We start from the raw sequence: 25451 nt of genomic DNA on the forward strand, positions 1-25451 counted from the left end.
AGTAAAAAGGCGTCATTAATATTTATTGACTCCATGGGGTGCGAAATTCGTGTATTTATACGTATAATACGTGCTCTTTGTGAAAGGTGTTAGAGGTGTCCATTAATATAAATGGAAACCATTTGCGATAAGGTATAGAAACCCGCAAAAATTCAACATCTTCTGGTTATGATCTCGTTTGAAGAGAAGAGTTCCTGAATGCCTCTAATTACTGTGGGAGTAAACCACAAGACAGCACCAGTTGCTATTCGTGAGAAGGTTGCATTTGCTCCCGAAAAAATGATGGAGGCATTGTTCTCTCTTACTTCCGAGCAAATCGCTAATGAGGCAGTGATCGTTTCAACATGCAATCGTACCGAGTTGTATTGTACTGTCAGTGATGCCGCTAAGCTGGAAAAAATCGTTGAATGGTTAAGTCTGTACCATGATATCGACTACGACCATCTACGCAAATATTGCTACAGCTATATTGAAGACGAAAGCATCCGCCACATTATGCGTGTAGCATCAGGCTTAGATTCTTTGATTTTAGGTGAACCTCAAATTTTGGGGCAAGTGAAGTCTGCCTTTGCGGTCTCTGAAGAAGGTCAGTATGTAAGTAGTGATTTACGCTCTCTGTTCCAAAAAACATTTTCTGTTGCCAAGCAAGTTAGAACGGATACTGCAATCGGTGAAAACCCAGTATCGATAGCCTTTGCTGCTGTTAGCCTTGCTCAGCGAATATTTGCGGATATTCGTCAAAGCACGGCATTGCTTGTGGGGGCTGGTCAGACTATCGAGTTGGTTGCTCGGCATTTAAAAGAAGCTGGAATCAAGCGAATCATTGTGGCCAATCGTACTTTAGCCAGAGCTGAAACTTTAGCGAATGAATTGGATGCAGAAGCCATTCTTTTGGGGGATTTACACGACTTTTTACCTCATGCAGATATTGTGATTTCATCTACCGCGAGCCAGCTGCCCATTATTGGTAAGGGCATGGTCGAAAAGGCTACACAAAAACGTCGTCACAACCCAATGTTGTTGGTAGATATTGCTGTGCCGCGTGATATCGAACCAGAAGTTGAAGAAGTAAAAGATGCCTATTTGTATACCGTTGATGATCTGCATTCAGTCATTGATGAAAATATAAAAGCACGAGAAGACGCCGCTAAAACCGCAGAAAATATTGTTGAATCTGGTGTTCAATCGTATCGAAGAGCGTTGGAATCACGTAAGGTTTCCGACTTGATTGTTGAATACCGGGCAAATTCGGAGCAAATTAAAAAAGCAGAGCTTGAAAAAGCACTGAAGAATTTGCAGTCCGGTCAAACTGCTGAGCAAGTTGTTACTAAGCTTGCTCACAGCCTAATGAATAAACTAATTCATGCTCCCACTCTGTATCTTAGAGAAGCGGGAGCTCAAGCTGACGATAATGGGCTGGATGTTGCTTCGTCGGTACTTGGTTTGCTAGATGCAAAAGAAAATGATTCTGGCAGCAATGACAAAAAAATATAACGAAGAAAAAGACAGCAAAGAATGAAAGAATCGATAAAGTTAAAGCTAGAAAGTTTGGCAGAACGGTACGAAGAGCTGGCTGCGCTTTTGAGCGAAGCAGATGTGATCATGGATCAAAACTTATTCCGCAATTATTCAAAGGAATACGCTGAATTAGAGCCTGTTGTAAAGTGCTTTGAAGAGTACCAGCTGGTGCTGGAAAACATTGAAGAAGCACAACTTATGCTTACAGACTCAGATCCTGATATTAAAGATATGGGGCAAGAAGAACTGAAATCTGGCAACGAACAAAAGGACGTGTTGCTATTAGACTTACAGAAGCTGCTGTTACCCAAAGATCCGAATGATTCTAAAAACGTCTTTCTTGAAATACGAGCAGGAACCGGTGGCGATGAAGCCTCTATTTTCTCAGGCGACCTCTTTAGAATGTACTCTCGTTATGCAGAGACACAACGATGGAAGGTTGAAGTTGTTAGTGCAAATGAGGGCGAACACGGAGGTTACAAAGAGGTTATTGCACGGATTGTCGGTGAAGGCGCTTACTCAAAATTGAAGTTTGAATCCGGTGCACATCGAGTTCAACGAGTTCCCGCAACAGAGTCTCAAGGCCGAATTCATACATCCGCATGTACTGTTGCAGTGATGCCAGAAATGGATGAAGTTTCAGATATTGATATAAACAAGGCGGATTTACGCGTCGATACATTCCGAGCATCGGGCGCGGGTGGTCAGCACGTAAACAAAACTGATTCTGCAATTCGTATCGTGCATTTACCGACAGGGGTTGTTGTAGAGTGTCAGGATGAGCGCTCACAACATAAAAACCGTGCGAAAGCGATGGCTTTACTTGCTTCTCGATTAAAAGCGGCTGAAGAAGATAAGGCTGCGGCGGAGCAATCTGAAACACGTCGCTCATTGGTCGGAAGTGGCGACCGTTCTGACCGCATCCGTACCTATAATTACCCTCAAGGGCGTGTTACTGATCACCGCATTAATTTGACCTTGTACAAATTGGATGAAATCGTAGGTGGAGATTTAGATGTGCTAGTTGGGCCGCTTGTGAACGAACATCAGGCTGATCAGTTGGCAACTCTTGGTGGAGAAGGTTAATCTTTCATGAGGATTGATCAATGTTTAAGAGAGGCGCAGCAGCGCCTCTCTTCCGTTAGTGATACTGAAAAACTGGATACTGAGCTTTTGTTGGCTCATTGTCTGACCGTAACTCGAACCTATTTGTTTACCTGGTCTGATAAAGAAGTAGATGAATCGAACTTGTCTCGATTTGATGCGATGCTTGAGCGAAGAATAAGCGGCGAACCGATAGCTTATATTCTCGGAAAACAAGACTTTTGGAGTTTAGAGCTTGAAGTTGCGCCTTCAACTTTGATCCCTCGGCCGGATACCGAGCGCTTAGTCGAAGTCGCACTCGACTTGATGGCTGTCGTGCAAGTGCCTCGGATATTGGATTTAGGAACAGGTACGGGAGCAATAGCACTTGCGCTGGCTAAAGAGCGACAAGATGCAGTTGTTACGGGAGCCGATTATGTCGAAGATGCGGTTAATCTTGCGAAGTGCAATGCTGCTAACAACGAATTGGATGTGCATTTTCTTCAAAGTGATTGGTTTTCTGATATACCGTTGAGCGAGCAATACCATCTAATTGTATCTAACCCACCTTATATAGACCCTAATGATAAGCACCTGTCAGAAGGTGATGTTCGCTTTGAGCCAGAATCCGCTTTAATTGCTGATGACGAAGGGATGGGTGACATTCATCGTATACTGGACGAAGCGCCTAAGTTTTTGTGTGGACAAGGTTGGCTAGTCTTCGAACATGGTTACGATCAAGGAGAAAAAGTACGAGATGCTTTTGCCTTACGTGGATTCGAATCGATCAAAACCTTCATAGATTACGGTGGAAATGATCGTGTCACGATAGGACAGAAGGGGAGTTAATCGCCTTCTGTCTATATTCGCTCAACTTACTTTTTTGCAGGCTGATCTTTTTCTAGACGGATAAATACCGGAGTGGTCTCGGTGGAGCGCGCTTCGTCATATTGATAGCCTTGATAATCAAATGCTTTTAATTCGCCCAATGTGGTTGCTTTGCTGTCCAGCAAATAGCGAACCATCATGCCTCTTGCTTTCTTTGCATAAAAACTGATGACTTTAAACTGACCATTTTTTTCATCAAGAAAATTTGGGGTGATGATCTGCTTAGAAATTTTCTTGGTATTTACGGCCTTGAAATATTCATTTGAGGCGAGGTTTACCAGCAGTTCTCCCTCTTCTAACTCCTGTTCCAGAGTATTAGCGATTTTGTCTCCCCAAAATTGATATAAATTATCGCCATTTGGGTTGCCTAGTCGTGTCCCCATCTCTAGGCGATACGCTTGCATTTTATCCAAAGGTTTTAATAATCCATACAGGCCGCTGAGTATGCGTAAACTCTTTTGTGCTGTTTCAATATTGTCTTCAGTGAAGCTATATGCATCTAAGCCAGTGTAGACATCGCCCATAAATGTGAAAACTGCGGGACGGCTGTTCGTGTCTGTGTGGTTGATATCCCAGTCGTGATAGCGCTCGACGTTCAATGTCGCCAATTTGTCGCTTAGTTTCATCAATCCTGCAATGTCAGAGGGCGAATATGGCTTTATGGTGGTGATCAGGGTTTGAGCATCGTCCAAAAAAAGAGGAGTTGTTACTTTGCTTGTGGGTAGCGTGCTCTCTAAATCCAATGTTTTTGCGGGAGATATCAAATATTTCATGTTACAGCCTAATTTCAATGATTGCGTTTTATTGTGATTATCCATAGAGTGTTGATAGATATCTAGCGAATAGAGCGATAGAGATTTTTTATGGAAAATAACTTGATTCAATTTCCTCTAAACACTAAGTCCACTGAACAGCTTAAGATGGATTCTGACACCAGCTCGACAGCACAAACTGAACTGGAAGAGTTAAGAGGAGCATTTGATGATGCTCGCAAGGAGTGGCCCTTGGAATTTAGAGAGTTTCCAGAGACAAACCGCATCATTCCGGCTAAGCTGGCATCGTCAAAAGTCGCTCGCTCTTAAATTGCAAATTTGAATTCTTATTTGCACCCCATTTGTTAATTCTTTCATTTTGATAGTAGTAGATCTGTTTGATGATCGCTTTATTGGTTAAACATTCTCTCCCTTTTATGTTTGTCGCCGCATTAGCAGGCTTTTTGTTACCGGCAGTGTCTGCATTTATTTTTCCATATTTGCCGTATGTGCTTTTTACATTGATGTTGCTTACTTTACTCAGTATGCCGCCTAACGATGTTTTACGTTGCTTGGCGACTCCTCGAGTGTGGAATTACAGCCTTGTTCATGGCGCAGGGTTTATGATGCTGTTGCTTGTACTGAACGCTTGTATTTCGATAGATCAAAATCTTATGTTAGCGATGGTCGCCGTGGCTGCGACAGGGTCTTTATTTGCGACACCTGCGATTGTCAGGGCACTAGGTTTTGATGCCATTGAAGCAATGGCGATGACAATTGCAACGACCTTGTTACTGCCTGTGTTCATCATACTGACGATTTATCTATTTCCTACTCCGGATTCTGCGTTGGATATGAAAGCATACGGCGAGAGACTTTTTGTGTTTATATTAAGTCCATTAATGTTGTCTTATTTGTTGCGAAGGCTAGTTGCCGCTGAGCTTTTAAGTTTCCTGTTAAACAAAGTCTCAAAATACACAATTTTATTGGTGTTTGCTTTTCCCTTTGGTCTGATAGGGTATTTCCGCACGTTATGGGACAGTACTCCTATGTTAGCCTATCAATATCTTTTGATTGCATTTGCATTAAGTGCGCTTTTCTTTGTGGTTGCATTACTCATGTACTGGAAATATGGAAAAGAAGTCGCTTTAACTGCGGCGATTACCTCTGGAAATAGAAATGTACTCTTAACTTTTACGATTGCCAGTGGCCTATTGGGACCAGCATTCCTTCCTTTGGCGGGTGCCATGCAGCTACCAATGTATTTGTTACCTGCGATCACTAAGTTATTAAATCGTAAGCTATAAATTATTTTTATCTTTAAATGTCTTCGATTTACAAGCCTTCCTAACCTGTAATGTCATATCTGTGAGTAATATTCAATTCTTCTATCGGATTGTTTTTTCTTATATATAAAAATTGCTAATATAATTACTTGCTTTTATGTATTGGCCAGTCCAATTTTAAAGTTGCATCTAAGGATAAATTAGGAATTTCTAAAATAATGAGAATAAATAAACCTGTGACTGATAACGAGCAAACATTTTCCAAGGATGTGAAGCTTGTATCGACAACTGATCAAAAGGGTCGAATAACCCACTGTAATGACGCATTTGTAAAAATCAGTGGCTACACCAAAGAGGAGCTCATTGGCAGTCCTCACAATATTGTTCGGCACCCGGATATGCCACCGGCCGCTTTTGACGTTATGTGGCAGCACTTAAAGCGCGGTGAGCCATGGATGGGATTGGTTAAAAACCGTTGCAAGAATGGCGATTTCTATTGGGTTGATGCTTATGTTACCCCTATAAGTGAAAAAGGAACCGTTATTGGCTATGAATCGGTTCGAAGTGTGCCTGATAAAAAAGACGTCCATCGTGCCGATAAATTGTATAAATCGATTAACGCCGGAAAAGTACATCGTAGTTTGCCTGACTGGTCGATCCCCGTTGCTATTTCTATATTGGGAGTTATATGCTCAGTTGCGGGGGGCGTTGCATATGGATCTGAGTTTGGTGTGTTTGCTTTGCTGGTCAGCTCTATCCTAATTTCAGTTTTGCTTGCACTGAAGCTCGGCAAATATAAGCAGGTATTAAACGAGTCATTGTCTGGAGCATTTCGTCATTCATTAGCGGTTCAGTCTTATACGGATCACGACCCTTTTTTAGGATCCGTTGAAGTTGGAATTAAAAGTAAAAATTCGCACTTAGAAACCGTTTTGACTCGAATTGAAGATGAGTCAGGCAAGGTTTCGGATCAATCGTCGATTGGTTTGAACCAAACCTTGGAAGCGACATCAAATATAACAGAACAGCAAAGTGAAACTGAAAACGTAGCAACTGCAATGCATCAAATGACAACCACAATTGCGGATGTATCGAGCCATGTCCAAAATACCGCAGTGAGTGCAAAAGAGTCGACCCGTATCGCGGGCGACGGCCGTTCCGTTATTATCCAAACAAAAAGCTCGATAGAAGATTTAAGTGGTCAAGTTGAGCAGATCAATAACACGGTTCAAGATTTATCAAATCAATCTGAAAAAATCGCACAAGTAGCGCAAATGATAGATCAAATTGCGGAGCAAACGAATTTACTTGCGCTTAATGCGGCCATTGAGGCAGCGCGTGCCGGTGAACATGGGCGCGGTTTTGCTGTTGTCGCCGACGAGGTTCGTCAACTGGCTATGAGAACTCAAGGCTCAACGAAAGAGATTCATGAGATTATTGAGTCGTTGCGTTTAGGGGCGCAAAAATCGGTAGCGATTGCTGAATCTGGAATGGCAAGTGCGTCAGAAGGAGTTGAAAAGATGGAGTCAGCCGTACATGCGTTAGACACTATTGTTGATACCGTCAATAATATTTCAGATATGTCGAATCAGATGGCTGCTGCTGTGGAAGAGCAAGCCAGTGTTGCAGAAGACATTAATCAACAAGTTGTCACCATCTCAAATTTGGCGAATCAAAGCTTGGTTAAATCTAATGAATCCAGTGACAGTATTAGGGTACTTCAAAAAGTATCATTAGACATGCATGAGCTAGTAATTCGATTTAAACAATAACGTAGAGGGCTAGAGGGCTAGAGGGCTCGGATCAATAAAACCGACTCATACAGATTAAATGTTAAGTCGGTTTTGTAAACTGCCAAGGTTGTATTTTCGAATGTGGATTAAGGCAGTGGTAGAGCTTTTAGCGTCTCGTCAGGTTCTTTTATTTGAGAAAGCAGCAAATTTTGGCTGGCTGTATCATCACCCATTGCCTTTAAAAGTCTAGCTAATTCTTGTAGTGCTGCACTTTCATTGTCCAGAGACAGTGCACTCTGATAGTAATCCTTAGCCTTACCCCATAGTTTCAATTGTTGGCTTAATCGACCACAGGTTAAGTGCAGGTTTGCGCTTTCGCCTTGCTGCTTTAACCACTTTTCTGCCTGGCTTAGAGGTTTCTTCGCACTGCTGTTTGCTCCTTTTTCCGAGCTCAGAATGCCGTAAAGTTTTACCAGCTCATTGGACCATTCTTTATTGAGGCTTTGTCGAATAAAGCTTTCGGCTTTTTTGTCATCGCCTAGCTGTATTAAAGTGTTGGCATACAGTTGACGAATTTCGTTGTCGGTATCTAGGTTATCCAGTTTTTGCCAAAGGCTTTCAAGGTCTTTGATGAGTTCGGTTTTGTCTTTTCCTATTTTTGCTTGGAATGTAATGCGTTCTAACAGCGCTAAAAATGCATTGCGCTCCAGTTCCAGCATATTATTCGCATCGTAAATACCGTTTTTAGTCAGTGTAGGTTTAAGTGCAATCAGAGCATCCCAATCCTTTAGCTTGGTATAAACGGTAACAAGCATTTTGAGGATTTGACGATGCTTAGGCTTGAGTTTGTTGAGGCGAAGTAAAGTGGCTAGAGCGCTCTCATAATGACCTTGCTTAACCTGAATCTGGCTTTGTGCGAAACCAATTGCAAATTCCGCTTCAGGAGCGGATTGATGAGCAATCCTTAATAGCTCTTTGGAGCGTTTGTGATCGTCTTGTTCACTGGCTGCATAAGCAGCGCCAATGTAGTTGATAAGAGGATATGGGACTTTTTCCGCACTGGTCGTAAGAAGCTTTTCAGCGCGCTTCCAGTTCCCACCGACTAATTCGAGCATTCCGCGAATAGTATTTTTAGATGCACGTTTTTGAACCAGTTTAGCTGTCACCTTATTGAAAGAAGAGCTTGGGCGGATCAAAGTAAATAATACGCTCTTTAAGCTGTTTAGTACGACAAGAGCCAGAATCAAGAACGCAATCATCATCCATAGGCTAGTTTCAATCGTGACACCTTGAAATGCGATCAGAACGTAGCCTGAATCTTGCTTCATTAAGAGTCCAAGAAGCCCTCCAGCGACAAGCATTAAGGCGATTGCTGCAATGAATTTTCTCATGCGCTTACTCCTTCAGGAGCGGTTTTATCATCTGTCTTAGGTGCTGCCTCCGAAGGCGTGACTGTTCCCGTTGGAGAAAGTGCATCAGGGAGGGATTTGTTGGGTGTTGTACCTGTTTCGGGCTGCGTGGCTTTCCCTGAGTTTTGTTTAGCTGAAGAGGGAGGCGCTGTCTCGTCTTGAGTTGATAATGAGCGATGCTGAGTGGCTTCGTTCCATTGAGTCATTAGCGCTTTTATGGCGCTTAGAGACGCTCTGGGAAGAGGCAGTTTTTGATCAGGGTTTATTTGTTGCAACGCAGTGAGTGATGTTAAAAATGCGTTCGTGGCTTTTGCTTCAATATCGAAGTAGTTTGCCACTGCTTCTGCAATTTTGGCTAAGGCGCTCTGATAAACTGTTTTTTCACCTTTTACCAAAGCAACCTGAGCGACTTCAATTTGTAGTTGTATTCCTGTTACAAGCTCTTGATATTCTGCGGGTGGCAAGAGGGCTTTTATGGGTTTTCTGTCATAATTAATGACGATGAGAGATTTTAGGCTTAACCAAAAGCTGTTTGCTATTTCGTCAACACTGCTCGGTATTGATGAGGATTCTGCTTGCTCTTCGTTTTCAGTGTTTTGCCATTCTTTTGAAGGCTCAAACTGAGGTAACGTAGCGACACTGTCATAAAGGGCGTTTAATTGTAGGTAATACCCTTCAAGATCAAATGTACCAACTGACTTTAGAGCCTGAATGTCTTTTGCTATGGCTTTTCGCGTATCGAATAATATTGGATCTTCCATATCTGCAAGAATGGCATCGGCATTTTGAAGAAGAGCCAGTGCGTTTGAATGGTCTTTTTCTAATAATAGCCTTTGATTTGCTAGGCGAATTAAATATTGAGCTTCTGCAAGCTGCCAGTCCTCTTTAGAGACGCTGTTTAATGTATCAATCTTACTTTGTATTACAGAAAGCTGTTTTGTGTTTTCAGCTATTTTTGTCGAATTTTGCGTGTGCGATTGCTGTGTTGATGTGCTGAGCGAAAGCGCTTTTTGAGCCGAATCTGATACTTTATTTAACTGTGATGTAAGCTGATCAATTTGCTGGTGTAAAGTACTGTTCTGACTGACAAGTTGAGTTATCTTGGTGTCTACCTTAGATTCTAGGCTTTGGAAATACAGCCACCCCGAGGTGCCTAATGAAGCCGCAGCGATTGCGATTGCTAAGCCGCTTACAACTAAAGCCCCCGATTTTGAGGATGAATGATTGATTTTCATTGAACTTTTGTCTGAAGGGGTGGAGCTGCTTGGTTTTGCTTCTGAATGAGCTGTGGCGCTATCTTGTTGATCTATGCTGTTCGATGGCTGAATGTCGCTGTTTACGTCTTTGTTATCGGTCATCTTTGCGTCCTAAATACTGCATTGTTGCTTCGGTTAAGCGATCATCATCGGCACCGCTTGCATTGCAAATGTTTTTCCAGCCGAGTGAAAGCGCCGTTTCTGCGACACGTTGGCTGGGAACAAAAATTGGCTTATCTAACCAATGTGTTTGATACTGCATAATATCGTGAGTCAGGTTTAAAAGGCTATCTACACTTGTAGACCAAATTAAATCCGGTTCATCCATGAATAAAAAATCTTGTGCGGTATAGCTTGGTTTTATGCGCTTATAAAGTTCAAGTAAGTCTACTTTAGCCCCTTTTTTTTCAAGGCCGTCGGCAAGTGTTGGTCTTCCTCCTTCACCTCTAACAATCAGTATTCTGTCGCCAGTTAACTTTATTGGTTTAAATGAGTTCAAAAGAGCCTCAGACGTGAGGCCTGGATTCGCCAGCGCCGGAAACCCTAAATCAATTAATGTTTGAGTTGTTCCTTTGCCTATTCCTATCCAGTGTAGCTTGGCAGGTAACATAGGCCAGCACTCGTCAATCCGTTCAGCGCCTAAGCGAGCAGCATTTTTACTTACGAATATTACGTATTTGTATAAATCTAAATCAAAAAGTCGAGACTGTATAGAGCGTATACTCGTTTCGTTTTTGATCTCCTCTATATAAAGTGTGGGCAATGAAATTGGGCGCGCCCCGATGGACTTCAAATATTCACACGTTAGAGCATTCTCTGGCTCAGGGCGGGTGACGAGAATACCAACACCCGGTAAAGACTTACTGATCGTCATAGCGCATTATTTACCATAGACTTCGTTCAGAATTCGTTGGGCTCCGCGCTCTAATAAAATATCAGCAAGTTCGATACCTAGCTGTTCAGCATTTTCCTGATGTCCTTTAATTTCAGCTGTTATCATTTCTTTTCCATCGATGCTTCCCACAAGCCCGCGCAGCCAAATAGCGCCGTCATTTAATGTAGCAAAACAAGCGATTGGTGCCTGACATCCACCATTTAAACGTTTGTTGACTGCGCGTTCAGCTGTTACACGATAATAGGTGTCTTGGTGTAGAAGTGGTTTCAATAAAGATAAAACAGCGTCATCTCCTAATCGGCATTCAATTCCCATTGCTCCTTGTCCGCCTGCGGGTAAGCATAGAGTGTCAGGTAATCGACTTTTGATCCTGTCTTCCAATTCGAGGCGTATGAGCCCTGCGGACGCTAGTATAATGGCGTCGTATTCACCGCCATCTAGTTTTCCTAGTCGAGTTCCAACGTTACCTCGGAGGCTTTTAATTGTCAGATCAGGACGGTGTTGCTGGATTTGGCAAGCTCGACGAAGGCTAGAGGTACCTAAAATACTTCCGTTGGGAAGTTCATCTAAACTGTTATAAAGATTTGACACAAATGCATCGGATGGGTCTTCTCGCTCACATATTATCGCGAGCCCTAGTCCTTCTGGAAATTCCATTGGAACGTCTTTCATTGAATGCACGGCGATATCGGCGCGGCCATCCAATAGCGCACTTTCTAGTTCTTTGACAAAAAGGCCTTTGCCGCCAATTTTTGAAAGCGGAACATTGAGGATTTGATCGCCTTTGGTTGTCATACCTAAAAGCTCGACAGTTAAATCTGGGTAGAGGGCTTCAAGCTGGCTTTTTACGGTATTTGCTTGCCACAGTGCCAGTTTACTTTCCCGAGTCGCGATCACAATCTTATCTTTCACACTTTCTCCTGTTATATGCGATATAAATATTTGTTGATAATAACGCCTTACAAGGGAAACTGCGAATAGGTTCCCTTGTAAGGCGTATCGTTAAGGTCTCTAAATGCAACTTTATCAGGCTATTAGCCTTTATATGTAGACTCTCATAAGGTAATCTTGCGCAACATTGATATAAGTTTGGGAAACGGATAAATGACTGACTCGAATAATGCCACTAACCAGCAATGGGGTGGACGCTTTTCAGAACCTGTTGATGCTTTCGTAGCGCGATTCACGGCATCGGTAGAGTTCGATCAACGTATGGCGAAACAAGACATCCAAGGGTCTGTTGCTCATGCCACTATGCTTGCAAAAGTAGGCGTACTGACGGATGAAGAGCGTGATCAAATTATTCAAGGCTTGACTGAAATTCGCGAAGAGATTGAAAACGGCGAGTTTAATTGGTCTGTTGAGCTTGAAGATGTTCATATGAATATCGAAGCGCGTTTGACTCAAAAAATTGGCATTACAGGCAAAAAACTTCACACTGGACGTTCGCGTAATGACCAAGTTGCAACAGATATTCGCCTTTACATGCGTGACGAAATTGATTTCTTGTTAGAAGAAGTCACTCGCCTTCAGCAGGGAATATTGTCACTTGCAGCGAAAAATACCGATACAATCATGCCGGGCTTTACGCATCTGCAAACAGCTCAGCCTGTTACGTTTGGGCATCACTTGATGGCATGGTATGAAATGGCTCAGAGAGATTATGAGCGCCTAGTAGATTGCCGCAAACGAATTAATATTCTTCCGCTTGGCGCAGCTGCACTTGCAGGCACTACCTACCCAATTGACCGTCATATGACAGCAGAGTTATTGGGCTTCGAACGTCCGACTTACAACTCGCTTGATTCGGTAAGTGACCGCGACTTCGCTATTGAGTTTACCGCTGTTTCGGCAACAACGATGATGCATTTGTCTCGTTGGGCAGAAGAAATGGTTATGTGGGCATCCGCACAATTTAACTTTATTTTCTTGCCTGATCGTTTCTGTACCGGTTCGTCTATCATGCCGCAAAAGAAAAACCCAGATGTTCCTGAGTTAGTACGTGGTAAAACGGGTCGAGTTTACGGTCACCTTATGAGCTTGCTTACGCTTATGAAATCTCAGTGCTTGGCGTACAACAAAGATAATCAGGAAGATAAAGAGCCGCTGTTTGATACGGTTGATACTATGAAAGGTTCGTTGCGTGCGTTCGCAGATATGATTCCTGCAATTGAAGCTCGTAAAGAATATATGTATGAAGCTGCTCGCCGCGGCTTTAGTACAGCGACGGATTTGGCTGATTACCTTGTTCGAAAAGGTGTTGCATTCCGTGACGCGCATGAAATAGTCGGTAAGGCCGTGGGTTACGGCGTAGAGCAAAACAAAGACTTGTCTGAAATGTCACTTGAAGAGTTGAAAGGCTTTGGTGATATTATTGAAGGCGACGTGTTCGATGTTTTGACGCTTGAAGGGTCTGTTGCCGCGCGCGATCATATTGGTGGTACTGCGCCAGCTCAGGTGAAACTTGCTATTGAGCGCGCAGAAAAAGAGCTAGCCTTGCGTTAAGCCTTAATTTGCCAATTACAGTAATGATCTAAATATAAAGCCGCAGACTCATGTTAAATGAAAGTCTGCGGCTTTTTTATGCAGTTTTATCGTGATTTAGAGATCGTTATTCCTGAGAGAACAGTCCATTTAAAGGTGACTCAGGCGACAAAATGTCTGTGGTAATGTTTAATTCAAAATGAAAGGCCTTTTTTTGTTTATTGCATCCCTCTAGCGCAATAACCCACTCTTCGTCGCTTCCTAGCTCTGGGATTTTCCAGCATACACCGTGAATGTCGACATACCGTGTTCCATCACCATCCTCCGTAATTACATACTCTGTGCCGGAATGTTGTCCTTTTAAATACTCACTTTGATCTTTTTCAGCTTGGCTTATTGCAGCGCGCAGATTCGGTGAAAAAATGTCCAGACCTTCTGTCTGATCTTCTGCTAGGGAAATGTGTTTTTCATCGATATCGAGTAAGGTCCCATGCTTTGAAAGAGGGGGGACGTTGCTTTTGTGGATTCTCGTCGTTTCTTTTTCTGTCTTATTTTCAGATTCTGATAGCTGTGTGATTGCGTTTTCGTCAGACGATGAAGTTAATGTTTTGGGTTGGACTTCTTTTTTTAAGGATTGAGAGGCTTGATCAGTCAATGTGCGACTTTGAGGTTCAATTAAAGGCGAGCGAGTTGTTTGTTTTACCTCTGCGGCGATGCTTTTTGCGCTCGCTTCAATGTCTTTGTTTCCACTTGGATTTAAGCGAGGGTCTGAGCGAATGATGGAGACTTCAATCAAATCCGAATGCTCCGGGTTTGAATGGCTCCAATCTAAATTTTTTATCGATGAAAGAGCGATGACATGCACGCAGATCGCCAAAATAATAACAAGTGCAGCTTTGAAGTACTTAGTTAGGTATTTTGGTTTGTTGTTCTGTGTCAGAAACTGCGTATTGCTACTCGCAGTGAAGTCCTTATGTGGTATTGGTTCTAACGCCATCTGCTTAATATCACTGTATTTAACGCTAATGCTCCATGCTTCTTTAGAAAATGCTTCTCAATCTGAACACACTACATGAAAAGGGAGAATATCCCAAACCATACCATTGTAAGAATATGGTTTAAATGGTTTTACAGGGTTGGGAAACACAAAGGCTACAAGTATACTGTTCAGGATAAAGTTAACTGAGTGCAAAGATGATGTATAGATGGTTGTTTGCTTTCGTTTTTATAACGATGTTGAGTGCTTGTGGAAACAAGGGGGCTTTGTATTTGCCTGCTGAAAAAAACTCTGAGCAAAATCAAGATACGAGTTCATCGCAAAACGCACAAAATTGAGGACACCCCATTGGATTTTTTTAATTACACTGACCAAGCTTTGTTTGCTGAAAATGTCTCCTTAGAATCTGTTGCTGAGCAGTTTGGTACGCCGACATACGTTTATTCACGTGCTACGTTTGAACGACATTATAATGCCTACGCTAATGCGTTTTCTTCTCATCCGACGCTTGTGTGTTACGCGGTGAAGGCTTGTTCCAATATTGCAATATTGAACGTGTTGGCAAAACTCGGTTCAGGATTTGATATTGTATCGATTGGCGAACTAGAACGTGTTATTCGTGCTGGTGGAGATACATCTAAAGTGATGTTTTCAGGGCTTGGTAAACAAGAGCATGAAATGCGTCGCGCTTTGGAAGTAGGCATTCACTGTTTTAATGTTGAGTCAGAATCCGAGTTATACCGTTTGAATAAAGTGGCGGGTGAAATGGGTCTCAAAGCTCCTGTTTCATTACGAGTTAACCCGGATGTAGATGCCAAAACGCATCCCTATATCTCGACTGGTTTGAAAGAAAATAAATTCGGTATTGATATTAAAGACGCTCCTAGAATTTATCAGCTTGCAAACGCAATGGAGCATCTAAATGTAATGGGTGTAGATTGCCATATCGGATCTCAGTTGACAGAGCTACAGCCGTTTTTGGATACGTTCGATCGACTTATTACATTAATTGATGAACTGGCTGAAAGTGGAATCAAGATCAAGCATATGGATTTAGGCGGCGGTTTAGGCGTTCGTTACCGTGATGAAGTGCCACCAGAACCCGCTGACTATGCGCAACTTATACTGGATAAAATCAAAGGACGTGATATATCTCTGGCCTTTGAACCGGGGCGTTCTATTGCTGCAAATGCCGGAATATTGCTGACGAAAGTCGAGTTTCTTAAATGCACAGAACACAAGAACTTTGCCATCATTGATGGCGCGATGAATGATTTGATTCGACCGTCTTTGTACAGTGCTTGGATGAACATTGTTCCTGTGAATCTTGCGGCAACGTCAGAAGGCAAACGAATTTACGATCTCGTTGGGCCTGTGTGTGAAACGGGCGATTTCTTAGGGAAGGATAGAGAGCTGGACATTGAAGCAGGTGCTTTGCTAGCAGTGCGGTCAGCAGGTGCTTACGGTTTTACAATGGCTTCAAATTATAACAGTCGTAATCGCGCTGCAGAAGTTATGGTTGATGGTGAAATTGCATATCTAATCAGAAAACGCGAAGACATCGATCATCAATTGGCTGGCGAACAGCTATTGCCAGAGTAGAGTTGAGGGGAATAACGTGTTATTAAAATTCTCTAAAATGCACGGTCTCGGGAATGATTTCGTTGTGGTCGACGCAGTCTCTCGAAAAGTGTATTTCAACAAAGAGCAGATTGAATTCTTAGGTGATCGAAATCGTGGAATCGGTTTTGATCAACTGTTAATTGTTGAGCCGCCGATCAGTCCTGAGATGGATTTTCGTTACCGCATATATAACTCAAATGGTTCTGAAGTTGAGCATTGTGGCAATGGCGCTCGTTGTTTTGCCAAGTTTGTGATTGAAAAAGACCTTACTAATAAATCCGTTATAAATGTCGAAACGAAGCGTGGGCAAATTCAGCTTATTGTTCAGGATGATGGCGAAGTAACCGTAGATATGGGGGAGCCTTCATTTAATCCAGTTGATTTGCCGTTTGACGCTACTGAAAATGATACGGCTTTGTATTCGCTTGAGCTGGATGGCTATGGCCCTGTTGAGTTGACACCTGTATCTGTAGGAAACCCACATGCCGTGATACGGGTTGACCGGTTGACCGACGAACTGGTGTCTGGTGTCGGGCCACTTGTTGAATCTCACTCTTCGTTCCCTGCAAATGTTAATGTGGGTTTTATGGAAGTTTTGAACCGTGATGAAGTTAATTTGCGTGTTTACGAACGAGACGTAGGTGAAACTCAAGCGTGTGGCACCGGAACATGCGCTGCGATCGTCGCAGGCATTAGGCAAGGTTGGCTCAACTCAAAAGTAACTGCTCATTTACTGGGTGGTGATTTACGAATTGAGTGGCACGGAGAGGGCTCTCCTATATTAATGACAGGGCCTGCGACTAAGGTATTTGAAGGTCAAATTTACCTTTAAGCCTTAAAATTACGTTTACTATTAAATTTATCGTTAATCATAGGTGCAGTATCGAATGAAAGATGAGGACGTCGTAGATTACCTAAAGAGCACGCCGGACTTTTTTGTCCGTAATGCAAGTTTGTTGGAGGCTCTTACGGTTCCTCACCCTGTTCATGGTGGTGCCATCTCGTTGTTAGAGCGTCAAGTTCAGCTTTTACGTAAGACATCGGAAGACCATCGTAGTCAGTTTGATATTCTTGTAAATGTGGCTCGTGAGAACGAAGCCACGATGAAGAAAAGTCGTCGCGTTGTTGTTAACGGTCTTGGCTGTGAAACGCTCGACGACTTTGCTGCTATGATTGACGATGTAATTCGAGAAGAGTTTGATATACCTCTTCGCTCGCTAATTCTTTTTTCTGACACGAACATCAACTCTTCCGTTAGGACGTCAACTTGGGAAGATGCTGGTGAGCTGCTAAAAGAGATGCTGTCCAAAGGCGGATGTTACTGCGGTGTGCTGTCAGTAAAAGAGTCGAATTTTCTGTTTCCTGCGAACAGTGATGAAGTTATGTCGTCGGCAGTGTTGCCACTAATATCAAGAGAAAATGGCCAGATTCACTATCACGGAGTTTTGGCGCTCGGTTCCAGAAGGCTCAACGACTTTGATAAAGAAAAAGGTGCGTTGTTTTTGGATTATTTGTCTGATTTGCTTAGCGCAATCTTAATGAGGCTCTTGTAATGACGTTAATCACCTTTGATTTGGATAACACTTTGTGGGATGTCGATCCTGTTATTGTTAGAGCAAACCACGCTATGGAGGCTTGGTTTGATGAGCGTTTTCCGGGCTTTCAAGAAACGTTTGATGCCAGCGCGTATGAAAAAATAAAATCAGAGGTGATTGCCAGTTCACCCAATATTGCCCACGATGTGAGCGAAATACGAAAGCGTATTTACGTTAAAGCTTTTCGCGAATATGGTTTACCCTCGGAAGAGGCGCGCCATATTTCACAATCGGCTTTTGAGTATTTCTATGCGTGGCGACAGAAGGTGGATCTGTACCCTGAGGCAAAGAGTACAATTGCTGTCTTAGCGGAGCACTACCGTATGGGGGTTATTACAAATGGTAATGCTGATGTGTATCACCCATCTGTTGGATTGAGTGAGTACTTTGAGTTTGCCTTGAGAGCCGATGAGGTAGGTAGAGCTAAACCAAATCGAGAAATTTTTGAGGCGGCGGCTGTACAAGCTAATGTAGATCCAAAAGACATCATTCATATCGGGGATCACCCGATTGATGATATTCAGGGTGCCGCTCAAGCGGGTTGCCGCACGATTTGGTTTAATCGTCATGGCGCGAGAAATTGGAAGTCGGAATGGGAAATAAAACCTGATTCTGAAGTGTATTCACTGCGAGAGTTGCCCACAGCAATCGCAGAGCTTGGTGCGAGCTAAAGCTTCTATAATTTTTATTTTAGATATTGAGGTGCAGTGGTATTGGACAAATAGTATGCATCTATTAAGTTGTTAGTCGTAAATGATTTTTCATTATTAGGATTAATGCTACACTATGCCCATTATCTAAAAGTATTAACTGTTTAAGGAAACTCTAATGAGCGAAAATATTCTTAACATTACTGATGCTCAGTTTCAAAGTGAAGTTCTTGAATCTGATCTTCCTGTTGTTGTTGATTTTTGGGCACCATGGTGTGGTCCATGTAAAATGATTGCACCTATTTTGTCTGATGTTGCAGACGATCTAGAAGGAAAAGTTAAAGTCGTTAAACTTAATGTTGACGAAAATACTGAAACGGCTCCTAAGTACAATGTTCGTGGTATCCCAACCCTTATTGTTATTAAAGGTGGAGAATTGGCTGCAACTAAAGTGGGCGCAGTTACAAAATCTCAGCTTGTTGACTTTATAGAAAGCGCTCTATAATTTATCAGATTGTTAATCGAAGTTTTAAAAAAAGCAGCTATTTTAGCTGCTTTTTTTTGTTTTTTTGCGCGTATGTATGAATGATATTAAGTGAGACCTTTGTACTAAGTTATGAGCGGCTGCGTTGTCGTTTTAAAACGGCAGTGTATTGTTGTGAAAAGTTTTTAGAATAATGCGAGCTAAGCTCTGTCATCGTCGTTCTAGCATAGGGTAAATAACGTTTTAGAACGTTCTTACTCATAGGAGCGTCATGCGGGATACTTACGGTTATGGGATCTTTGTGAATTCCGTTGATCCGAAACTCAAAGTGCAGATGTGGCCCAGTTGCCCAGCCTGTCTGACCAACATAGGCGATGGTGTCGCCCTGTTCAACAAAGTTGTTTGCCTTTAACCCTTTTTTAAAGCCTTGTAAGTGGGCGTAAAGTGTTGAGTAGCCTTGACCATGTTCTAAAATAACGGTATTTCCGTAGCCTTTCAGTTCACCCGCATAAATGACTGTACCCGCACCTGCTGCTTTAACCGGAGTGCCGCTTTTTGCTGCATAATCTACGCCTTGGTGTGGTTGAGTAGTTTTGAAAATAGGGTGCAATCGATTTGGATTAAACTTAGATGAAATTCGCGTGAAATCGACTGGGCTACGAATAAACGCTTTTCGCATGGACAGGCCATCAGGCGTATAGTAATTAAAGTTGTTAGCGTCATCATAGCGAATGGTTTGGAAACTGCGTCCAGCATTAATGAAGTTGGCTGCCAGAATGTTTCCAGCCCCAATAACCTCACCTTCTAGCTCGTTTTCTTCATACAAAAGGCTAAAAGAATCTCCTTTTCGTAAGTCTGTCGCGAAATCTATGTCCCAAGCAAATATTTGAGTCAGTTGAATAAGCACAGACTGTGGAATACCAGCATCGATTCCATCTCTAAAAATGGAATTGGTGATTGTGACTTCTTTATATATACGTTTGGTTTCGGGTTGTGTTAAAAGCACGACGAAAGAAAATTGACCATCCTTTTGGCGTTTGTATAACGAGCGTTTGAGTTTGCTTTGTACGTAGAGCAACTCTGTAAGCTTACCCGAAGGCAGCTCCATTTTTATGCTTAGATCTTGCCCAGGCCTAATACGTAAGAGCTCAGAGTTCGCATCGCGTGCGTTCGCTACTCGGTAAACATCTTGTTGAGATATTCCCATATCTGAAAGAACAGTAGACAGCGAGTCTCCGGAAGAAACCGAAATTGTTTGTTCAATGATTGTTTGTTGGTTGTTTTTCAAATGCTCGGGTGTGGGTGTTGAGTAGGTTTTTACTCCTTGTGGTGACGTTGCTAAAGAGATCTGACTGGATTCGTGGGGTTGGTCAGTGTGGACTTTTGCATTTTTTTCGGATGATTGGCTGCTGTCGTATGAAAAAAATACGGCAAATAGCACGAATACAATCGCGGAGCCGAGACAAGCTAAAGCGAGAGTTAAGATAGTTTTTTGAGAAAATTTGTTGATCAAGCGTAATTACCGCAATTTCTTTGAATTAATCCTTATCATCCTAACAACATTGCTTTTATAATTGAACGCTTTGTAATCTTGGGCGGAGTAAAAGTCGCCTAATTAAACCATTCTTAATTATTTGAATAACGGATCGAAAACATGACGGTAGGCATTAACGACCTTTTGGCGGATTTACAGGCTCGCGGGCTGATTGCGCAAATGACAGCGGAAGAAGAGCTGCGTGCTCATTTGGAAACTGGTAGTCGTACTCTTTATTGTGGCTTCGATCCGACTGCGGACAGTCTTCATTTGGGTCACCTTGTTCCTTTGCTTGTACTGAAGCGTTTCCAAGACGCAGGACATAACCCAATTGCTCTAGTTGGCGGTGCGACTGGACTTATCGGGGATCCAAGTTTTAAGGCTGCAGAGCGCCAATTAAATACCTCTGATGTGGTTGCTGGGTGGGTTGATAAAATTCGTGGGCAAGTGAGTCAATTTGTTCAGTTTGATGAAGTAACCAACCCTGCACGTGTTGTTAATAACCTTGATTGGGCAGGCGAAATGAATGTGTTGGATTTCCTACGTGAAATCGGTAAGCACTTTTCAGTTAACGCCATGATTAACAAAGAATCGGTACAACAACGCTTGAATCGTGAAGGTGCTGGCATTTCGTTCACAGAGTTTTCATATGCTCTACTGCAAGGTATGGACTTTGCAGAATTAAATCGTGCTTATGGTTGTACGCTTCAGATTGGTGGTAGCGACCAATGGGGTAATATTGTTGGGGGTATTGATCTTTCGCGCCGTCAAAACCAATCTCAAGTATTTGGTTTGACTGTACCTCTTGTTACAAAATCGGACGGTACTAAATTCGGAAAAACAGAATCTGGCGCAGTATGGCTCGATCCTAAGAAAACGTCTCAATATGCTTTCTACCAATTCTGGATGAATACGGCGGATGCGGATGTTTACAAGTTCCTTAAGTACTTTACTTTCCTGACGATGGAAGAGATTGATGCAATTGAACAAGCAGATAAAGAAAGTACAGGTAAACCGCAAGGTCAGTCTATTCTTGCACGTGAAGCAACTAAGTTAGTTCATGGTGAAGAAGGGCTTGCAGCGGCTGAGCGTATTACTCAAGCGTTGTTCAGTGGGGAAGCGGACCAGTTGAGTGAACAGGATCTAGAGCAAATCAAGTTAGATGGATTGCCAAGCAGCTCACTTGTTGAGGCAAACCTAGCAGAAACGCCTCTAACGTCTTTACTAGCGGAAGCCGGACTTGCTGCATCAGGCAAGCAAGTTAAGGATGCGCTTCAACGTAATTCAGTCTTTGTTAATGGCGTTGCTAAGGGAATAGCAGATAACATGTCTGCATCTGATATCTTTGCGGCGGATAATGGATACTACGGCAAGTACTTCCTTGTGAAGCTAGGTAAGAAGAAGCATCATTTATTTACGCTTTAATTATTAAGGTGTGAAGTATCGAAAAAATATAAAAGGCGCTTAGGCGCCTTTTTACGTTTATGGCTTCAATTCGTGGGATATAGTTAAGAACTATAATAGTCTGATTGCCATAAGTGGATACCAAAATATTTGTCGCTATGCCGTTGATCGTAATGTTAATAGTGCTATTTTACTTACCTACTTAATTTGATCGCTAGGGAAGGTCATGTCCCAAACCAGAGAAACCCTTACAACATCAAACCACTATATTGGTAGGTTATATCGTCTTGCCGTCGAGAAAGGTTTAGATGCTGACGCTCTTTTTAGAAAGGCTGATTTGGCTCCTAGTGTTGTTGATGATCCTAATTTACAGATAGAAATTGAAAAGTTAGCGAGCGTTGTCGAGGGAATATGGGCGCTTCTTCAGGATGAATCAATGGGGTTGTCTCGGTCGCCACTTCCCGCAGGTTCGTTTTTTATGATGGGGCGGGTGACCGTGCATGAAGAAACATTGGGAAAAGCGCTGCATCTTGCTGCACGTTTTTATAACATGATCTCAAATGCCTATGAAATGGAATTGATCGAAAGAGAAGACCATGCAGTCCTAGAGTTTAGGATGGCGGACTTAGACCTTGATTCTTCCCATTTGTTTTCTGATATGACGCTTTTAGCTTGGCACAGTTATGCTTCATGGCTGATACAAGAACGTATTCCATTGCTTGAGGTCTGCTTTCCTTATGCGGAGCCGTTTGAGCAACATGATTATGTCGAACTTTATCCGTGTAAGCGTCAATTTGATCGATCGGTGCTTTCAATTTCTTTTGGTAAATCGTTTTTAGACCGTGAAAACATGCAAAGCTTAGATTCGTTAAAAGCCTATATGAAGCGCTGCCCGATTGAGTTGTTTTTAAAGCAGCCGGGCGATATTAGTGTTTCAAGCGATTTACGTTCTTTGCTAAGCAAATCCTTTGAAGCAGGTTTTCCTACCATTGATGATGCGGCTAAAAGCCTACATATGTCACGTCGAACTCTTATACGAAAGTTAGACAAAGAGGCGACTTCCTATCAGGAAGTTAAAGATCGGATGCGTATGGATAGGGCTTGTTTTTGGCTTGCTCAAAAGGGCGTTTCTATCCATATAGTCGCTGAAAAAGTGGGGTTCTCGGATGCCGCTGTCTTCTCTAGGGCTTTTCGTAAGTGGCTGGGATGCACGCCAAGCGAGTACCGAGACCGATTTTTTAGTTGAGGGTTTGGTATTTGGCATAATTGGCCTTAATGGCACTTTATGCAAAGTAAATCGGCATTTCATGCTATTCCTACTCCCCGTACTATCACGTAAATTTCTATAAAGACACAGCGAAAAAGTCCTTCACTCAAAGGTCGTCGTTCCAAGTCATAATAATTAGAGGAATTTACGCATGAGTAACTATTCACAAGATTCTGTATCGGCAGAAGCTCTCAAAGCTGCTGGTGATTCTGCACAAGCTGAAGATGTTTCTGTATTGGAAGCGGCTGCGAATGCTGCGGATCGACGCCTTGCTGCGACCAAATCCAGTTTGGTTGAAAGAATGATTTATGGGCCACAACCTGACATAGAGGAACTTTGTTCGGGTGGGAAAAATATGAAGTCCTCTGTAACGGAAGAGGCGCAAGAGATTTTGCATGAGGCGATGGAATGTCTTAACAAAGGTGAGGCATTTGGAACGGATGGGAAAATAACGACAGAACTCCGCAACTCAGTAGCCAAAAAAGGAGCGTATGGATTTACTGTTCCTACTGAATATGGTGGTAAAGGAAAGCGATATAGCGAATTCGCGTGTTTGACTGAAGAATTTGCCTCTCAGGGGTTAGGTGCTTTGTCTGTCGAAATATCTGGGCAATTGACTATCGGTTCGAGTGCGTTACTGGGATACGGAACGTCTTTTCAAAAGTCTCAATATCTTCCTTCTATCAGTAGCGGCCAATTAATTGCCTTTGCACTTACTGAGGTCGGTGTGGGGGTTAATGCTAAACGTGTTCAAGCTTACGTCGAGGCCGATGAAGAGAATAAGTGCTGGCGGCTTTATGCTGAAGGCGAGCGTAATAAGCTTTATATTACCAGCGCGACTCACGGTGGGCTTATGGCTATCGTTGCTAGGAAAGGGAAAAGCAGTAAAGAGTTGGCTTTGTTTATCGTCGAGTTACCAGAAGAGGATATTGATGCAGAGTTTAGCTTTAGTTGTAAAAGCTCGAATGTCAGTGCCTTTCAACAGAATATTAATTCAAGAATTAGTTTTAGACATTTTCCCATCCCATATGAGCAAGAGATTCAAGGGAATGGTGTTGAGGTATTATTTTACTGTTTAAGAATGGGCCGTTGTATGCTGGCCGCTCAAGCAGCAGGCTTTCAGAGGATGATGGCGTCTGATGCTGCTCACTATGCTCAAAAACGAGAAGGGGTAGGCGGCAAGGTAATCAAGCATGAGCTTCCACGCCTTGGTTTAGTTAAAATATTAGGTGGTGCGCTAACGGCGCAAGCTTTGTCTCATCTTTCTCTTGCACAGGATCAGGATAGAGTTGATCTAGCGGGGTTAAGAGACGTCACTAAGTCTGCCAGCGCTCATTATTTACTTGAGTCCCTAATTGCTTGCGAGCGAGTGATGGGAGGCCGAAGCTTAGATAAAGGTTCACGCATTTCAGATATTAGGGCGACGGCTCATGCATTTGGTATTGTAGAGGGCGAAGATGACTTGATTCGTTTAGGTATGGTTCGAGATCTAACTAAACGATTCACGACGGATTATATGTCTGGGCTGCTTAATGTATTGCAGAAAACTAATCTGGACAAAGACGGTAATTCCCTTCCCGCGGATAAACGAATATTACGTTTGAATGTCGCTGCATTTATGGCGTATCCGCTCCGATCTATAAATATTGTTTTATCATTGGTTATGAAACCGGATTTTTGGAAACTCGCAGGTTGGGTTGTCGAAAATGGTTTAGAACGGGTAAAGGCGGGTGTTACGAAAATGATTCCGACTTACTTTTGTTCGCGGTACCGCAAGATCCCGAAAATGTTTAGAAATCATATACGCTATGCGGAACGAGAATTAAAACGTTGTCGTTGGGATTATTTCAAGATAAGTCTGGTCTATCAGTTAGAGTTAACGCGGGCTCAAATCCCTTTACAAAGGTTGGGTCAAAAAATCGAAACCCTCATGTGTATAGCGACATTGTGTGGTCACGCTAGTCAACTCGATAAAAGTAACCAGCGTGTCGCGCTCGCTCAAATTGAGATCTTGAGGTCAAAGTTAGATGGTGGTAATGCCTCTGCTCGTCGCATTGACGCTCTGCGTAAAGCGGTCTCTTTAGTAGTAGAGGATGTAATGAGAGGGGAAAGCTCCCTTATCAAAAAAGTGGAGCCGCAACATTATGCTCACCCTTGGAGCGATGAGTAGGCCGTTATCGTAAATAAGTAATAGGAAATTGATTATTCAAAAGATGCTTCGGCGCCTTTTTTTGTGCCTTCATGGTCTATATGCGCTTCTAATTAAAAATAGGTGAATAAGTTATTTTGGGTGATTCTGCGCTGTAATCCTTTGTTGGTGTGGGTTGTAGGTATTTTGGAACTCCAATTTTTGACCGACTGGATGAATTTTTTAATAAAAACATGAAAAAGGGCTTGCACTAAATCTGTAGATCCTTAATATACGCCCTCGCTGACACGGACAACCACTCAGAACAACGAGTGAGACACTAAGAAGAACACTTCTAAGTAACCGAGTTAGTACGCTCTTTAAAATAGATAATCAGATAATTTGTGTGGGCGCTCGCTGGAGACTTCTAAAAAATTAAAGTCTTTGATGAGTGAACACGTCAAT

23 protein-coding genes are annotated in these 25451 nt (G+C 42.7%); 16 read left to right on the plus strand and 7 right to left on the minus strand.

Annotated elements, in window-relative coordinates; translation table 11 throughout:
- Nucleotides 1-198 precede the first annotated feature (198 nt).
- Genes hemA through prmC form a run of 3 tightly spaced genes read left to right on the plus strand, consistent with a single transcriptional unit; the run spans nucleotide 199 to nucleotide 3450 of the window.
- The gene (hemA, locus tag DFP79_RS15060) at nucleotides 199-1494 is read left to right on the plus strand and encodes a glutamyl-tRNA reductase (RefSeq protein WP_133504764.1); all 1296 of its coding nucleotides are present in this window, start codon (nucleotides 199-201) and stop codon (nucleotides 1492-1494) included.
- 21 nt (nucleotides 1495-1515) lie between these two features.
- Nucleotides 1516-2604 carry a peptide chain release factor 1 gene (gene prfA / locus DFP79_RS15065; RefSeq protein WP_133504765.1) on the plus strand — a complete coding sequence of 363 codons (1089 nt, stop codon included), beginning with the start codon at nucleotides 1516-1518 and terminating at the stop codon, nucleotides 2602-2604.
- A gap of 6 nt (nucleotides 2605-2610) precedes the next feature.
- Nucleotides 2611-3450, plus strand: a complete 840-nt coding sequence (prmC, locus tag DFP79_RS15070) for a peptide chain release factor N(5)-glutamine methyltransferase (RefSeq protein ID WP_133504766.1) — start codon at nucleotides 2611-2613, stop codon at nucleotides 3448-3450.
- Between the two features lie 26 nt (nucleotides 3451-3476).
- Here the strand turns inward: prmC and yaaA are convergent, their stop codons facing one another.
- Entirely contained in the window at nucleotides 3477-4262 is a 786-nt protein-coding gene (gene yaaA, locus DFP79_RS15075; protein ID WP_133504767.1) for a peroxide stress protein YaaA, read from the minus strand.
- A gap of 90 nt (nucleotides 4263-4352) precedes the next feature.
- On the opposite strand from yaaA, the gene DFP79_RS15080 reads away from it, so the two are divergent.
- The 3 genes from DFP79_RS15080 to DFP79_RS15090 all read left to right on the plus strand — a co-directional run bounded on the left by DFP79_RS15080 (nucleotide 4353) and on the right by DFP79_RS15090 (nucleotide 7299).
- Entirely contained in the window at nucleotides 4353-4571 is a 219-nt protein-coding gene (locus tag DFP79_RS15080; RefSeq protein WP_133504768.1) for a hypothetical protein, read from the plus strand.
- Between the two features lie 71 nt (nucleotides 4572-4642).
- Nucleotides 4643-5548, plus strand: coding sequence for a hypothetical protein (locus tag DFP79_RS15085; RefSeq protein WP_133504769.1), 906 nt, complete (start codon nucleotides 4643-4645; stop codon nucleotides 5546-5548).
- A 197-nt stretch (nucleotides 5549-5745) separates the two neighbouring features.
- Nucleotides 5746-7299: a methyl-accepting chemotaxis protein gene (locus tag DFP79_RS15090; RefSeq protein WP_133504770.1), complete on the plus strand. Its 1554-nt coding sequence runs from the start codon at nucleotides 5746-5748 to the stop codon at nucleotides 7297-7299.
- 107 nt (nucleotides 7300-7406) lie between these two features.
- Here the strand turns inward: DFP79_RS15090 and DFP79_RS15095 are convergent, their stop codons facing one another.
- From DFP79_RS15095 to hemC, 4 genes are read right to left on the minus strand one after another with little or no spacing between them, the layout of a single operon-like run.
- Nucleotides 7407-8651: a heme biosynthesis HemY N-terminal domain-containing protein gene (locus DFP79_RS15095; protein ID WP_133504771.1), complete on the minus strand. Its 1245-nt coding sequence runs from the start codon at nucleotides 8649-8651 to the stop codon at nucleotides 7407-7409.
- Complete coding sequence (locus DFP79_RS15100; RefSeq protein ID WP_133504772.1) at nucleotides 8648-10027, minus strand: uroporphyrinogen-III C-methyltransferase; 1380 nt, start codon at nucleotides 10025-10027, stop codon at nucleotides 8648-8650. The genes DFP79_RS15095 and DFP79_RS15100 overlap by 4 nt, the downstream gene beginning before the upstream one ends.
- Nucleotides 10017-10799, minus strand: coding sequence for a uroporphyrinogen-III synthase (locus DFP79_RS15105; protein ID WP_133504773.1), 783 nt, complete (start codon nucleotides 10797-10799; stop codon nucleotides 10017-10019). The genes DFP79_RS15100 and DFP79_RS15105 overlap by 11 nt, the downstream gene beginning before the upstream one ends.
- A gap of 6 nt (nucleotides 10800-10805) precedes the next feature.
- On the minus strand, nucleotides 10806-11732 hold the full coding sequence (hemC, locus tag DFP79_RS15110) for a hydroxymethylbilane synthase (RefSeq protein WP_133504774.1): 927 nt from the start codon (nucleotides 11730-11732) through the stop codon (nucleotides 10806-10808).
- A 192-nt stretch (nucleotides 11733-11924) separates the two neighbouring features.
- On the opposite strand from hemC, the gene argH reads away from it, so the two are divergent.
- Nucleotides 11925-13325, plus strand: coding sequence for an argininosuccinate lyase (gene argH / locus DFP79_RS15115; protein WP_133504775.1), 1401 nt, complete (start codon nucleotides 11925-11927; stop codon nucleotides 13323-13325).
- A 106-nt stretch (nucleotides 13326-13431) separates the two neighbouring features.
- On the opposite strand, the gene DFP79_RS15120 is transcribed toward argH, so the two are convergent.
- Nucleotides 13432-14301, minus strand: a complete 870-nt coding sequence (locus DFP79_RS15120; RefSeq protein WP_133504776.1) for a hypothetical protein — start codon at nucleotides 14299-14301, stop codon at nucleotides 13432-13434.
- Between the two features lie 200 nt (nucleotides 14302-14501).
- Between DFP79_RS15120 and lptM the strand changes: the two genes are divergently transcribed.
- The 6 genes from lptM (at nucleotide 14502) to trxA (ending at nucleotide 18674) form a co-directional block, all read left to right on the plus strand.
- Nucleotides 14502-14639: an LPS translocon maturation chaperone LptM gene (gene lptM, locus DFP79_RS18260; RefSeq protein WP_424960649.1), complete on the plus strand. Its 138-nt coding sequence runs from the start codon at nucleotides 14502-14504 to the stop codon at nucleotides 14637-14639.
- A gap of 10 nt (nucleotides 14640-14649) precedes the next feature.
- Nucleotides 14650-15903, plus strand: coding sequence for a diaminopimelate decarboxylase (gene lysA, locus DFP79_RS15130; protein WP_133504778.1), 1254 nt, complete (start codon nucleotides 14650-14652; stop codon nucleotides 15901-15903).
- A gap of 16 nt (nucleotides 15904-15919) precedes the next feature.
- Nucleotides 15920-16756, plus strand: coding sequence for a diaminopimelate epimerase (gene dapF, locus DFP79_RS15135; RefSeq protein WP_133504779.1), 837 nt, complete (start codon nucleotides 15920-15922; stop codon nucleotides 16754-16756).
- A gap of 55 nt (nucleotides 16757-16811) precedes the next feature.
- Nucleotides 16812-17477 carry a DUF484 family protein gene (locus tag DFP79_RS15140; RefSeq protein ID WP_133504780.1) on the plus strand — a complete coding sequence of 222 codons (666 nt, stop codon included), beginning with the start codon at nucleotides 16812-16814 and terminating at the stop codon, nucleotides 17475-17477.
- The gene (locus DFP79_RS15145) at nucleotides 17477-18190 is read left to right on the plus strand and encodes an HAD family hydrolase (protein WP_133504781.1); all 714 of its coding nucleotides are present in this window, start codon (nucleotides 17477-17479) and stop codon (nucleotides 18188-18190) included. The genes DFP79_RS15140 and DFP79_RS15145 overlap by 1 nt, the downstream gene beginning before the upstream one ends.
- A gap of 157 nt (nucleotides 18191-18347) precedes the next feature.
- Nucleotides 18348-18674, plus strand: coding sequence for a thioredoxin TrxA (gene trxA, locus DFP79_RS15150; RefSeq protein WP_133504782.1), 327 nt, complete (start codon nucleotides 18348-18350; stop codon nucleotides 18672-18674).
- Between the two features lie 109 nt (nucleotides 18675-18783).
- On the opposite strand, the gene DFP79_RS15155 is transcribed toward trxA, so the two are convergent.
- Complete coding sequence (locus DFP79_RS15155; protein WP_243730290.1) at nucleotides 18784-20166, minus strand: M23 family metallopeptidase; 1383 nt, start codon at nucleotides 20164-20166, stop codon at nucleotides 18784-18786.
- Between the two features lie 141 nt (nucleotides 20167-20307).
- Between DFP79_RS15155 and tyrS the strand changes: the two genes are divergently transcribed.
- The 3 genes from tyrS to DFP79_RS15170 all read left to right on the plus strand — a co-directional run bounded on the left by tyrS (nucleotide 20308) and on the right by DFP79_RS15170 (nucleotide 25028).
- Nucleotides 20308-21612, plus strand: a complete 1305-nt coding sequence (gene tyrS, locus DFP79_RS15160; protein ID WP_133504783.1) for a tyrosine--tRNA ligase — start codon at nucleotides 20308-20310, stop codon at nucleotides 21610-21612.
- A 205-nt stretch (nucleotides 21613-21817) separates the two neighbouring features.
- Nucleotides 21818-22837 (plus strand): AraC family transcriptional regulator, encoded by a 1020-nt coding sequence (locus DFP79_RS15165; protein WP_133504784.1) that lies wholly within the window; start codon nucleotides 21818-21820, stop codon nucleotides 22835-22837.
- A 172-nt stretch (nucleotides 22838-23009) separates the two neighbouring features.
- Nucleotides 23010-25028 (plus strand): acyl-CoA dehydrogenase family protein, encoded by a 2019-nt coding sequence (locus DFP79_RS15170; RefSeq protein ID WP_133504785.1) that lies wholly within the window; start codon nucleotides 23010-23012, stop codon nucleotides 25026-25028.
- The last annotated feature ends 423 nt before the right edge of the window (nucleotides 25029-25451 follow it).

Origin of the sequence: Marinomonas balearica (genome assembly GCF_004362145.1) — a bacterium.
Lineage (GTDB): Bacteria > Pseudomonadota > Gammaproteobacteria > Pseudomonadales > Marinomonadaceae > Marinomonas > Marinomonas balearica.

Bases quoted from the DNA above. Each gene is read 5' to 3' on its own strand.
- DFP79_RS15100 (WP_133504772.1), bottom strand. From the start codon at position 10,027: ATGACCGATAACAAAGACGTAAACAGCGACATTCAGCCATCGAACAGC.
- DFP79_RS15080 (WP_133504768.1), top strand. From the start codon at position 4,353: ATGGAAAATAACTTGATTCAATTTCCTCTAAACACTAAGTCCACTGAA.
- DFP79_RS15095 (WP_133504771.1), bottom strand. From the start codon at position 8,651: ATGAGAAAATTCATTGCAGCAATCGCCTTAATGCTTGTCGCTGGAGGG.
- DFP79_RS15170 (WP_133504785.1), top strand. From the start codon at position 23,010: ATGAGTAACTATTCACAAGATTCTGTATCGGCAGAAGCTCTCAAAGCT.
- DFP79_RS15140 (WP_133504780.1), top strand. From the start codon at position 16,812: ATGAAAGATGAGGACGTCGTAGATTACCTAAAGAGCACGCCGGACTTT.
- prmC (WP_133504766.1), top strand. From the start codon at position 2,611: ATGAGGATTGATCAATGTTTAAGAGAGGCGCAGCAGCGCCTCTCTTCC.
- hemA (WP_133504764.1), top strand. From the start codon at position 199: ATGCCTCTAATTACTGTGGGAGTAAACCACAAGACAGCACCAGTTGCT.
- DFP79_RS15090 (WP_133504770.1), top strand. From the start codon at position 5,746: ATGAGAATAAATAAACCTGTGACTGATAACGAGCAAACATTTTCCAAG.
- argH (WP_133504775.1), top strand. From the start codon at position 11,925: ATGACTGACTCGAATAATGCCACTAACCAGCAATGGGGTGGACGCTTT.
- DFP79_RS15085 (WP_133504769.1), top strand. From the start codon at position 4,643: ATGATCGCTTTATTGGTTAAACATTCTCTCCCTTTTATGTTTGTCGCC.
- lptM (WP_424960649.1), top strand. From the start codon at position 14,502: ATGTATAGATGGTTGTTTGCTTTCGTTTTTATAACGATGTTGAGTGCT.
- DFP79_RS15105 (WP_133504773.1), bottom strand. From the start codon at position 10,799: ATGACGATCAGTAAGTCTTTACCGGGTGTTGGTATTCTCGTCACCCGC.
- DFP79_RS15165 (WP_133504784.1), top strand. From the start codon at position 21,818: ATGTCCCAAACCAGAGAAACCCTTACAACATCAAACCACTATATTGGT.
- trxA (WP_133504782.1), top strand. From the start codon at position 18,348: ATGAGCGAAAATATTCTTAACATTACTGATGCTCAGTTTCAAAGTGAA.
- DFP79_RS15145 (WP_133504781.1), top strand. From the start codon at position 17,477: ATGACGTTAATCACCTTTGATTTGGATAACACTTTGTGGGATGTCGAT.
- yaaA (WP_133504767.1), bottom strand. From the start codon at position 4,262: ATGAAATATTTGATATCTCCCGCAAAAACATTGGATTTAGAGAGCACG.
- prfA (WP_133504765.1), top strand. From the start codon at position 1,516: ATGAAAGAATCGATAAAGTTAAAGCTAGAAAGTTTGGCAGAACGGTAC.
- DFP79_RS15120 (WP_133504776.1), bottom strand. From the start codon at position 14,301: ATGGCGTTAGAACCAATACCACATAAGGACTTCACTGCGAGTAGCAAT.
- tyrS (WP_133504783.1), top strand. From the start codon at position 20,308: ATGACGGTAGGCATTAACGACCTTTTGGCGGATTTACAGGCTCGCGGG.